This is a genomic window from Heyndrickxia sp. NPDC080065, from assembly GCF_050281185.1.
GTDB lineage: Bacteria > Bacillota > Bacilli > Bacillales > Bacillaceae_C > Heyndrickxia.
In genome coordinates this window covers 180,963-192,045 of record NZ_JBNNWS010000002.1, presented here as the reverse complement: position 1 = coordinate 192,045, position 11,083 = coordinate 180,963, and the positions used below count along the sequence as shown (strand labels likewise).

Sequence of the window (11,083 nt, the reverse complement as noted above, 5' to 3'; positions counted from 1 at the left end):
AAGTAGATACTATTATGCTGATAAAAAACGTTGATAATGTTTGATTATAATAAAAAGGAGGGATAGCCAGTGCATATTGTCATTGCAGGTGGAAGCGGATTTGTCGGGGAAAGATTACAAAAACTTCTTATTGAACAAAATCACCGAGTGACCATCCTCACTAGAAACCCGGAAAAAATAACACAATTTGAACAAGTGCATGCTGTTAATTGGCTTCAAAAAGATAGTCGACCAGAAGAGAAGCTTCAAGAAGTAGATGCAATTGTTAACTTAGCGGGGGAATCCATTAATGGGATTCGCTGGACAAAAGAAAAAAAGAAAAAAATCCTCGATAGTAGAATGGCCTCAACAAAAGAAATCATCCGAATCATTGATCAGTTACAATCTAAACCCAAGGTTCTCGTTAATGCCTCTGCCATTGGTTACTATGGAATGTCTGAAATGAAAACCTTCGGTGAAGAAGTAGGGACAGAGGCTGATGATTTTTTAGCTGCAGTTGTGAGAAAATGGGAAGAAGAAGCGAATAAAGCTCAGGATTATGGTGTAAGAACGGTATTTGCACGATTAGGATTAGTATTAGGTCAAAAGGGTGCTCTACCTATGATGCTGCTCCCATATAGCTTGCGAATCGGCGGTACAATTGGTTCAGGTAAGCAGTGGGTTTCATGGGTTCATGTGGAGGATGCCGTCCAAATGATTTTTTTTGCTATCCAAAATCAACAAATTAAGGGGCCATTAAATGTAACCGCACCTAATCCTGTTCGTATGAAGGAGTTTGGAAAAACCATTTCATCTGTAAAGCATTCACCACACTGGCTTCCTGTCCCTAGTTGGATATTAAAACTAGGATTAGGAGAAATGAGTAATATGCTTCTAAAAGGTCAATGTGTTTTTCCTGAAAAAACAATAAATCACGGATTTATTTTTAAATATTCTGAATTAAATAACACCTTATTGGAAATACTTAATAGTCAAAGGAATTAGACAAATATTACGATGCATAAAATTTTAAAAAAACAAAGAAATTTTATAGTTTTTTTAGGTTATATAGTATGAAAGTATGAGAAAATAAAGTAATATGGTGAGGTGCAGTATAGATAAATTTCGGGTTTTAGGGGGAAACAGAAACATGGCAGAGTTTGTTAGCAGTTTTTTTCGGAAAAGAAGTGTAAAACGGTTTATTATATTTGCTTTGATTGCGCTCATATTATACTTTTTGCGAAGTATGATGAATTTAATACTGCTAACGTTTATTTTTGCTTTTTTAATGGATCGTCTTTCAGATTTTGTATCTAGACGATTTCATATACATCGAAAAATAACGGTAATCGTTCTATATGTCGCAATTGTTGGCTTGCTATCACTTGGTATAGTAAAATACTTACCATTGCTTATTACTCAAATTACCCAGTTAATAATGCAGTTAGTTAATTTCTATTCCCAGCCACAAGAAAGTGTGGTAATTAACTATATTGTGCAGCAGATTACAGAAAAAATTGAAATCACAAGCTTTTTGAAACAAGGATTTACATTTTTACTTGGTTATTTTTCAAATGTAGGTAAATTAAGCTTAAATATTTTCTTATCCCTAATACTAAGTCTTTTCTATCTTTTAGAAAAAGAGAGACTGATTGATTTTACTAAGAAATTCAAAGACAGTAAAGTGGCTCCATTTTATGATGAGATTGAGTTTTTTTGCAAAAAATTTGTGGCTACTTTTGGGAAGGTTATCGAGGCACAGTTTATTATTGCGATTGTAAATACGGTTCTTACAACCATTGCCCTTTCCATTATGGGATTTCCACAGCTATTCGGGTTAGCGATGATGATTTTCGTCCTAGGATTAATTCCGGTCGCTGGGGTAATTATTTCACTTATCCCGTTATGTATTATCGCCTATAGTATCGGCGGGTTTGTTCACGTATTATGGATTGTTATCGTCATTGCTGTTGTTCATGCTATCGAAGCCTATGTTTTAAATCCGAAATTAATGTCTTCGAAAACAAATTTGCCTGTATTTTACACATTTATCGTTTTAATTTTTTCGGAGCACTTCTTTGGTGTATGGGGACTTATCCTCGGGATTCCGGTATTTGTATTCCTGTTAGAAATTTTAGATGTAAAAAATGAAAAAGTGAAATTAATAAAAATCAAAAAATAAAAAGATGTATCAGCTTGACTTTGTATAAAAAAATTAGTATATTTTTTAAAAATTATATATAAAAAAACGTAGATAAGGATTAGTAAAATGTCTTCGTCTCTTCTAGAGAGGAAACGATTGGTGAAAAGTTTCCAGAGACCCCATTTGAACCTGCCTTGGAGTTCTGTATCGATTTTAACTAAGATACATGCGGTTTTCGAACCGTTATCAGCAAAGAGTGTACAGCATAGCTGTAAATAAGGGTGGTACCACCAGGCCTCGGTCCCTTTTTCGGGATCGGGGTTTTTTTGCGTTTAAAATAGGTATTTTGGAAAGATTATTGCTATTTCGTATAGAGATCACTCCATAATATCATTTAGTTTCGGAGCATTTTTTCTTATGGCTATTTTCGTAAAGTTTGTTGCTTTTTTAGTGATATTTTATTAACAATCTGAGTTGATTGTAGCGGAGGACACTTGACTCCTGCGGGAAAAAGAGGGAAATGGGAGACTCCACAGGCGGTTACGCTGAGGAGGCTCCCATCCCTCCCCGCGGAAAGCAAGTGTCTGAAGCGGAAATCAATGGACTAAGTTTATAGTCTAAAAACAACAATTTATACGAAAAGAGCCTTTCTTATAAAATGGATCTCCTCAACTTTCTGATATGGTAGAAATAAGATTTCGTTTCAAAAGCAATAAAGTTTTAGAAAAGAGCCTTTAAAAAATCGAAGGGAAGATGTATTGTGGCAAAGGATAAGAAGTTTGTTGAAGAAATAACCGCAATGGAAGATGATTTTGCACAATGGTATACAGATGTAGTAAAAAAAGCGGATTTAGTTGATTACTCTTCTGTTAGAGGTTCAATGATCATCCGTCCATATGGATATGCGATTTGGGAAAATATTCGTGATGTATTAGATGCGAAAATTAAAGAAACAGGTCATGAAAATATTTATATGCCACTGTTTATTCCAGAAAGCCTATTGCAAAAAGAAAAGGATCATATCGAAGGCTTTGCTCCAGAGGTCGCTTGGGTGACACATGGAGGGGAGGAAGAACTAACTGAACGTCTTTGTGTTCGTCCTACATCTGAAGTTTTATTTGGAGAGCATTATGCAAATATTATTCATTCCTATCGTGATCTGCCAAAACTATATAATCAATGGGCTAATGTTGTTCGCTGGGAAAAAACAACTAGACCATTTTTACGTTCTCTAGAGTTTCTATGGCAAGAAGGACACACTTGTCATGCAACAACTGAGGATGCCCAAGAAGAAACATCAAGAATGCTTGATATGTATGCAACTGTATGTGAACAATATCTTGCAATTCCTGTTCTTCGCGGCCGCAAAACAGAAAAGGAAAAATTTGCAGGTGCAGTTCATACATTAACGATTGAAAGCTTAATGCACGATGGAAAAGCATTGCAATCAGGAACATCACATTATTTAGGAACAGGTTTTGCTGAAGCATTTGGCATTCAGTATACGGATAAAAATGGCGAACTTCAAACTGTTCATCAAACATCATGGGGAATTACAACACGCTTAATCGGTGCTTTAATTATGGTTCATGGAGACAACCGTGGTCTTGTCGTACCACCAAAAATTGCACCAAAACAAGTAATGATTGTACCAATTGCCCAACATAAAGAAGGGGTTCTCGATAAAGCGTATGAACTAAGAGATCAGTTGAAAAAAGTGGCAAGAGTCGATATCGACGCAAGCGATAAAATGCCAGGCTGGAAATTCAATGAGTCTGAAATGAAAGGAATTCCAGTACGTTTAGAGGTTGGACCTAAGGATATCGAAAAAGGTCAAGTTGTCCTCGTTCGACGAGATACAGGTGAAAAAATCTTTGTTCCGATGGCTGAGCTCGAAACAAAAATCATCGAACTTTTAGACGACATTCAAAAGAACTTATTTGAAAAAGCAAAGGCTCACCGAGAAGAAAGAACAAGTATCGCGCTAAATATGGATGAGTTCAAACAAATCCTTGCTGAAAAACCAGGCTTCATCAAAGCAATGTGGTGCGGTGATGTGGCTTGCGAAAACTTCATTAAAGATGAAACATCCGCTACATCTCGCTGCATTCCATTTGTAGAAGAAAAGGTTTCTGATACATGTGTATGCTGCGGTGGAGAAGCGAAACATTTGGTGTATTGGGCGAAAGCTTATTAATAAGAAGAAAACACAGATGGCGAGGGTGCCATCTGTGTTTTTTTTGTCTTCGTTTAGGCGTGTCCAACATTTTATTAGAAATAATCATTCTTAAATAATTATCGACTTTAGCCTCGAATTAGAAATTTGTTCTTAAGTTTTTCTATACGAAAAAAGATAAAAAGGAACAGATATCTACATTTGAAAAATTAATCAAACGTTTGACGTTTGATTAAAAGTAAAAGGAAACTGATAAAAAAGACTTAGTTTATAAATTTTGATTGCGAAGTTTGTGAAATTGTGTAATTTACAGATTGTCGTTTTATTTACACAATAATTAGTATTAGCTGAAAAAAGTGTATCGTAGTGGGATATAAAGCCACCTGATTTGACAGTTCGTCACCTAATATAAAAATTTTTTAGGAATATTTGTTTTTATCTTCTGAAAGAGCTAAAAGTAAAAACGCCTGGACAAACCAAGCGTTTTTTGTATCTAACTATGCTATTATTTTGGATGAAACTAGCTAGGTGAATTGTTGTAACCCGTTAATCAAAAAGGTTGGTTTTATCTGAACATAGTAGATCATTGGTAAAATGCTTTAATAGAAAAATAGTATCCAATCCAAACCTATTTAATAATCCGCTTTGCACCTACAAAACGCTCTTTCCAATATTTGTCTGACATTTTTACTATTTTTACGCCTTTAGATGTGGCTCCTATAAATTTTCCATCTCCAATATAGATCGCAACAAAGGATACTTTTCCTTTTTTATCTCCAGTTGCATAAAAAACCAGGTCTCCTTGCTGTAATTGATTTAATTTTACGGATTTACCAGACTTGTATTGGTCAGCACTTGTTCTTTTAATGTTCATTTTCGTAGCAGCTGTTTTGTACACATATTGTGTAAATCCGCTTGCATCAAAGCCTTTAGGAGTAGTGCCTCCCATTTTAAACTTGCTTCCTTCATACCGTTTTGCCACTGATACAACCTCTTCCCCATAATTGATTGAAGCGAATGCCTGTGAAAACGGTGAAAACAAAAATGCTGCAGCAAATGCAAAAATAGCTACAATAACCACTAAAAATTTTGGCTTACTAATAGAAAAATCCATCCTTTTGACCCCCTGATTGTTTGTATATTTTTCAACACGATTCAATATATGATGGGTTATTGGAAATGATTCTAAAGTTTTAATTTTTAGAAAAAAGGACTTTGTTATTTGAAAGTTACTTTAGTGTAGAGGCGATAATGATGATTGTAAGTGAGACGGATTTGAGGAGAAAATTATAATAGGAAGTAGAAAATTAGTTAATAAATGAGGGTGAATCGTAAGCTCACCCTCATCTCAAAAATATTTATTAGAAAATAATTGAGTCAATTGAATAGCTTCCAGGACCAACAAGAGCCACACCAATTGCTACGATAATAAGTAAGAAATTATATTCATAACCATTTTGTGTAACCCAGTAGCCGTTTTGTCCGTGTACTTTAACAATCGCTACGAGCATTGTAAGAGCGATTAAAAGTGCTCCAATTGGAGTTAAAAGTCCTAAGGCAAATAATAATCCTCCGAAAAGTTCACCTAGACCTGCTAATAGTGCCATCATGATTCCAGGTTTAATATTAATCGATTCAAAGAAACCGCCAGTTCCTTTTATTCCGTGTCCTCCAAACCATCCAAATAATTTTTGAGTGCCGTGTCCGGCAAATGTAAGTCCTAAAACAATACGTATAATTAAAAGTCCGAGACTTGCTAAAGCTGTCATTTATGTTTCCTCCTTTGAAGTTTTTGTTACTAACATTTATTATTATATTAACTAACTTTTTGTAAGTCAATAATTATTTTATATTTAATTTGTTTTTTTGAGGGAAACAAAAAAACCTTAGTTTCAATAAATAAAAACTAAGGTAAGATTTTGACATATTATTAAAAATTTTATTCATTACAGCTATCCATCGAAACCCACTTATCTGCCCAATGCTGTACCTCTACGAGAGCTGGTGTAATCGCATGACCTTTTTCGCTTAATCGATATTCGATTCGTACAGGTGTTTCTGGAAAAACATCCCGAATCACAATCTTTTCATTTTCTAACTCTTTCAAACGATCGGAAAGCATTTTTTGACTTATATGTGGAATATTCTCAGCGATTTCATTAAAACGCATAGGTTTCTCTTCTAGAACTCGGATAATTACTCCAATCCAGCGTTTGCCTAATAATTGAAATGCTTTTTCAAATTTTGGACAAAGCTTTGATCCTTCCATATTGCTGCACCTCCTATATGGAATCAAGCATAACTTTTTTCCTATTTGTTATCTATTATACACCTTTTGTAAACTTACTAATAGTAAGTAAGTTTATTTTTGAAAAATTAATTTTAAACTCTTGTTTTTATTAGATGTTCATAAATTGGTAATTTATTTAGTCTTTTACATATTATTAAAGTATTTTTTATTTTCTGAGGAACCAACTAATGTTTCTCCTCGTCTATTAGTAAAGGGTGAGAGGAGGAAATGTATGTTTTCTAGAAAGAGATGGAGCTCATCCCCTCAGGCAAATACAATACTAAGTCATGAGGATAAAATTACATGGCTTATGGAAGAATACGGGGAAATGGTCATTCGTCTTGCCTTTACATATGTAAAGCAAAAAGAACTAGCTGAAGATATTGCACAAGAGGTTTTTATCAAGTGCTATGAAAAAATAGAAACCTTTCAAGGACAATCATCATATAAGACATGGCTTTATCGAATCACAGTAAATAAGTGTAAAGATGTATTGAAGAGTTGGTCCTTTAGAAACTTTTTTCCATCAGAGTTAATCGAATTAAAACTTAAAGGCACACATCAATCTTTTGATAAGAATTTGATTGAATATGAAGAAAAACAATTTATCTCATCTATTGTTTTAGATCTTCCTTTGAAATTACGGGAAGTAATTATTCTACATTATTATGAAGAGCTAACAATTACGGAAATAGCTGATCTACTAAATCAAAACTCTAATACTATAAAAACTAGACTCTACCGAGCTCGAAATGCGATAAAACGGGTATTGGAGGGGGAAGATGAAAAATGGAAGACAAATTAAAAAACTTAAATGAAAGTATGAATGAGACGTTCTTAAGAGATGTCCACTTTACTGATAAGAATAAACAATTTGTTTTAAAATCGATAAAAAAAAGTAAAAGATTTCGCTTTACTTCTAGATATAAAGGAACACTCAATATAATTCTCAGTGGTTTAGTCACTTGTGTAGTGATGATTAGTCCTGCCTTTTATAGCGGTAAGCAGCTTGGCTTGTTAAAAGAAGAGCCGTCACAAACATATACTTCAAAAGAAAGTACAATTTTTTATCCTCCAAAGCAAGATGAATTATATGCAGAAATGACAAAGGAAGCAATTTTTAATAAAATGCTGAATTCTTTAGATTATTTCAAAACAGTTTCAGGGATCTTTAAGTCAGCCAGTATAGATAGAAATGGAAAAGAAAGTGGAGGTATAGTGGAATATCAATTGATTAATCAGAAACAACTTAGTGGATATAGCAAGATAGGTTCTGTATTTGGGGATCCTCATGCCAGCTCAACTAGAGATATTTACATTAGTGAAAATAAGAGATGGGAAATTAAAGATCAAAATTATAAGGAACGTCATTTTCAATACCCCACATCATCGGAAAAAACAACTTATACGATTGAGCGAGGGAGTTATCATTTTATAACAAGTAGGCGGGACATTCCTCCAATTGGGGCTCCTCAAACTTCTTTATTCCCTTATATGTATACGGTGAATTATTTAAGTGACTTTAAAGATTGGGAAATTGCAAAACAAAATGAGATATTACTAGGTCATAACACAGTCATTTTAAAAGGGGAAATAGAACATAGTAGTTTTCGTTTTTGGATAGATAAGGATACGGGCATTCTACTAAAATATGAAATATTTGATAGAAATGGAAAGTTAGAATCCTATTTACATCCCATTGAAATGAAAATTAATATCCCTTTAGATACAAAAGATTTTAAACCAAATCTTAGTGGACTGATAAAAATCTCCGAATGAATTGGAATATATTCTTAAAATCGAGGTAAAAGAAGTGATGATGAAAAAAAACAAAAAAAGCAATTCTCCAACAAGAAGTAAGGGTAAGAAGATAAAAATTCCATTAATTATTATTAGCATATTATTATTGGCTATAGTAGGCGTTTTATCTTATGCTTATTTGGAATATAAACAAGGCTATGCAAATTCAATAAAAAGTTCAGGACTTAAAAAAGAAAATATTGAATTCCATGGGGAAGAAGATAAATTTGGAAAAATAAATGTATTGTTGCTGGGCATTGATTCTAGGGGAGAAAAAGATTCCCGTACAGACACCATAATGATTGCACAATATGATCCCGATACGAAAAAATCCAAAATAATATCTATAATGCGAGACTGTTATGTAGAGATTCCTGGGTTTGGAAGTCATCGAATCAATGCAGCGTATTCGTATGGAAAGACGGATTTACTTAGAAAAACTATTACTGAAAACTTTGGAATTAGCATTGAATATGTCGCGTTAATGGATTTCAAGGGTTTTTCAAAAACAATCGATGCCGCTTTTCCGAAAGGTATTGAAGTGGATGTAGAAAAAGAAATGTCTAAAGGAATCGGTGTTACACTCTCTCCTGGTGTTCAAAAGCTTCATGGAAAAGAATTATTGGGTTATGTAAGATTTAGAAAAGATGGGTTAAGTGACTGGGGAAGAGTGGAACGTCAACAGAAAGTGATAAAATTATTGGCGGATAATATAACAAGCATGAAAGGAATCGTAAAATTACCAAGAATGATTGGTACGGTACTACCCTACATTGACACGAACATGAAACCATCATTGATTTTATCTATCGCGACCTCTTTTCTATCAGAAAATAATAGAAGCATTGAAACTCTTAGAATACCCGTTGATGGAGCATACAAAGATGTTACTATCGAGAATGCGGCTGTATTAGATATAGACTTATCGAAAAACAAAGAAGCAATTGATGAGTTTTTAAACCATTAAACATCATAATTGATAAAAGAGTTCGGTTTTTATTAGATCGAACTCTTCTTCAGTCGTTATTCACCTTTATATCCCACTACGTTCAGATAAAACTTTTTTAGTCTTTTTGCACCGGTTGTCCTAGTAAACCATAAAAGAAAAGGTTGCTAAGATCAAGAATGACATCCTTGTCATATTTTTCGAATAAGTCAGGGTACTGTGTTAGTTCGCTAAATTTATGGATGTACAATATTATAGCTTCTGATGAAATGGCTGGATTTACATAGCCTTCTTTACGTCCTATTTCCAAAAGTTCCATGGTTAGCGGTATAGCTGTGGAGGATAAATACTCTTCAACTACATCTTTAAGGCTAGGGTCGATGATACTTTGGAAAAATTCCTTATTAAACAATTTTGCCGCTTCTCTTTTTTCAAAAATCACTTTTTCTAATTTTTGCGGGAAAGAAAGATCAGAATGTATTAAATTTGTAAATTCCAAGATCTCTTTGTTCATATACTCTATAAAAACATCTTTTATTAGTTCTTCTTTACTTCCAAAATAATTATAAATGGTAACGGGTGATACATTTGCTTTCTTTGCTATTTCTCCGATACTCACTTTATCAATCCCGTAAATTGAAAAAAGTTCAAATGCAGCTTTTCGAATACTTTCCTTCTTTTTTTCTGTTCTACGTTGATATCCGTCCATAACTTTCACCTCATAAATAGCTTACTAAACATTTTGAAACAAAACAATAAAAATTATTCAAAACATATTGATTTTCTAAATTTGATGCTCTATTATGTAATCACTGAATGAAATTTATTCAAAACATTTAAAAGAGGGGATAAAGATGGGAATCCAAATCAATAAATTAACTAAAGTGTTTCCTAGTGGAAAAGGAATTTTCGATCTAACCTTTAATGTGAAGGAAGGGGAAGTGTTTGGCTACTTAGGGCCAAATGGTGCAGGGAAATCTACGACTATTCGGCATCTAATGGGATTTATGAAGCCGCAAACAGGCTCAGCAAAGATTAATGGCTTAGATTGCTGGAATGATAATGCAGAAATACAAAAATCAGTCGGTTATCTTCCCGGTGAGATTGCATTTTTAGATGATATGAACGGGTTAGAGTTTCTTGAGCTGCTGGCAGGAATGCGAGGGATGAAGGATACATCGAAACGGACCCAATTAATTGAACGACTACAATTCGATATCAAAACACCGATTCGAAAAATGTCAAAGGGGATGAAACAGAAGGTAGGCATCGTGGCAGCTTTTATGCACGATCCACAAATTCTCATTTTAGATGAACCTACATCAGGTTTGGATCCACTCATGCAAAGCATATTTATCGAATTGATTTTGGAAGAAAAAGCAAACGGTAAAACGATTCTGATGTCATCCCACATGTTTCAAGAAATTGATCGTACATGTGATCGAGTAGGAATTATTAAGGATGGAAGATTAGTAGCTGTTGAGGAAGTTCAAAGCTTGCATGCAAAGCAGCGTAGATTATTTGATATTTTAGTAGAAACCGAGAGAGATGTCGAAATGATAAAACAATCTGGACTTAACATTGTTCATATCGATCACCTTCGAATAAGAGTAGCTGTTCAAGGCGATTACAATCGTTTTATTAAAGTTCTTTCAGGGTGTAATGTAAGTCATCTGGATGTTCATTCTCAGTCATTAGAGGATATTTTTATGCATTATTATGATAAGGAGGAATCATTATCATGAATGC

Annotated in this window: 11 protein-coding genes and 1 other annotated feature; of the genes, 7 read left to right on the top strand and 4 right to left on the bottom strand. The window is 33.9% G+C overall.

The genetic code is table 11. From position 1 onward, the window contains the following. Positions 1–69 precede the first annotated feature (69 nt). The 3 genes from ACQKP0_RS03095 to proS all read left to right on the top strand — a co-directional run bounded on the left by ACQKP0_RS03095 (position 70) and on the right by proS (position 4,319). Positions 70–984 carry a TIGR01777 family oxidoreductase gene (locus tag ACQKP0_RS03095; RefSeq protein WP_427404339.1) on the top strand — a complete coding sequence of 305 codons (915 nt, stop codon included), beginning with the start codon at positions 70–72 and terminating at the stop codon, positions 982–984. Between the two features lie 145 nt (positions 985–1,129). Next, positions 1,130–2,161: an AI-2E family transporter gene (locus ACQKP0_RS03090; protein ID WP_427404338.1), complete on the top strand. Its 1,032-nt coding sequence runs from the start codon at positions 1,130–1,132 to the stop codon at positions 2,159–2,161. A 60-nt stretch (positions 2,162–2,221) separates the two neighbouring features. Next, positions 2,222–2,431 (top strand) — a binding site (T-box leader). A gap of 490 nt (positions 2,432–2,921) precedes the next feature. Beyond that, a complete protein-coding gene (proS, locus tag ACQKP0_RS03085) occupies positions 2,922–4,319 on the top strand; it encodes a proline--tRNA ligase (protein ID WP_427404465.1) in 1,398 nt (465 codons plus the stop codon). A 607-nt stretch (positions 4,320–4,926) separates the two neighbouring features. Here proS and ACQKP0_RS03080 read toward each other — a convergent pair. The 3 genes from ACQKP0_RS03080 to ACQKP0_RS03070 form a co-directional block, all read right to left on the bottom strand. Beyond that, the gene (locus ACQKP0_RS03080) at positions 4,927–5,412 is read right to left on the bottom strand and encodes a C40 family peptidase (RefSeq protein ID WP_427404337.1); all 486 of its coding nucleotides are present in this window, start codon (positions 5,410–5,412) and stop codon (positions 4,927–4,929) included. 247 nt (positions 5,413–5,659) lie between these two features. Next, positions 5,660–6,067 carry a DoxX family protein gene (locus ACQKP0_RS03075; RefSeq protein ID WP_427404336.1) on the bottom strand — a complete coding sequence of 136 codons (408 nt, stop codon included), beginning with the start codon at positions 6,065–6,067 and terminating at the stop codon, positions 5,660–5,662. Positions 6,068–6,237: 170 nt separating this feature from the next. Beyond that, entirely contained in the window at positions 6,238–6,567 is a 330-nt protein-coding gene (locus ACQKP0_RS03070) for a winged helix-turn-helix transcriptional regulator (protein WP_427404335.1), read from the bottom strand. 253 nt (positions 6,568–6,820) lie between these two features. Here ACQKP0_RS03070 and ACQKP0_RS03065 point away from each other — a divergent pair, with 253 nt between their 5' ends. From ACQKP0_RS03065 to ACQKP0_RS03055, 3 genes are read left to right on the top strand one after another with little or no spacing between them, the layout of a single operon-like run. Further along, positions 6,821–7,393 carry a sigma-70 family RNA polymerase sigma factor gene (locus ACQKP0_RS03065; RefSeq protein WP_427404334.1) on the top strand — a complete coding sequence of 191 codons (573 nt, stop codon included), beginning with the start codon at positions 6,821–6,823 and terminating at the stop codon, positions 7,391–7,393. After that, the gene (locus tag ACQKP0_RS03060) at positions 7,378–8,367 is read left to right on the top strand and encodes a hypothetical protein (RefSeq protein ID WP_427404333.1); all 990 of its coding nucleotides are present in this window, start codon (positions 7,378–7,380) and stop codon (positions 8,365–8,367) included. The genes ACQKP0_RS03065 and ACQKP0_RS03060 overlap by 16 nt, the downstream gene beginning before the upstream one ends. 1 nt (position 8,368) lies before the next feature. Next, complete coding sequence (locus tag ACQKP0_RS03055; protein WP_427404332.1) at positions 8,369–9,355, top strand: LCP family protein; 987 nt, start codon at positions 8,369–8,371, stop codon at positions 9,353–9,355. A 97-nt stretch (positions 9,356–9,452) separates the two neighbouring features. Here ACQKP0_RS03055 and ACQKP0_RS03050 read toward each other — a convergent pair whose 3' ends face one another. Continuing rightward, entirely contained in the window at positions 9,453–10,043 is a 591-nt protein-coding gene (locus ACQKP0_RS03050) for a TetR/AcrR family transcriptional regulator (RefSeq protein ID WP_427404331.1), read from the bottom strand. 145 nt (positions 10,044–10,188) lie between these two features. Here ACQKP0_RS03050 and ACQKP0_RS03045 point away from each other — a divergent pair, with 145 nt between their 5' ends. Next, on the top strand, positions 10,189–11,079 hold the full coding sequence (locus tag ACQKP0_RS03045; RefSeq protein WP_427404330.1) for an ATP-binding cassette domain-containing protein: 891 nt from the start codon (positions 10,189–10,191) through the stop codon (positions 11,077–11,079). The last annotated feature ends 4 nt before the right edge of the window (positions 11,080–11,083 follow it).

Coding starts and splice junctions, on each gene's coding strand:
- ACQKP0_RS03090 (WP_427404338.1), top strand. CDS start 1,130: ATGGCAGAGTTTGTTAGCAGTTTTTTTCGGAAAAGAAGTGTAAAACGG.
- proS (WP_427404465.1), top strand. CDS start 2,922: ATGGAAGATGATTTTGCACAATGGTATACAGATGTAGTAAAAAAAGCG.
- ACQKP0_RS03080 (WP_427404337.1), bottom strand. CDS start 5,412: ATGGATTTTTCTATTAGTAAGCCAAAATTTTTAGTGGTTATTGTAGCT.
- ACQKP0_RS03075 (WP_427404336.1), bottom strand. CDS start 6,067: ATGACAGCTTTAGCAAGTCTCGGACTTTTAATTATACGTATTGTTTTA.
- ACQKP0_RS03070 (WP_427404335.1), bottom strand. CDS start 6,567: ATGGAAGGATCAAAGCTTTGTCCAAAATTTGAAAAAGCATTTCAATTA.
- ACQKP0_RS03065 (WP_427404334.1), top strand. CDS start 6,821: ATGTTTTCTAGAAAGAGATGGAGCTCATCCCCTCAGGCAAATACAATA.
- ACQKP0_RS03060 (WP_427404333.1), top strand. CDS start 7,378: ATGGAAGACAAATTAAAAAACTTAAATGAAAGTATGAATGAGACGTTC.
- ACQKP0_RS03050 (WP_427404331.1), bottom strand. CDS start 10,043: ATGGACGGATATCAACGTAGAACAGAAAAAAAGAAGGAAAGTATTCGA.
- ACQKP0_RS03045 (WP_427404330.1), top strand. CDS start 10,189: ATGGGAATCCAAATCAATAAATTAACTAAAGTGTTTCCTAGTGGAAAA.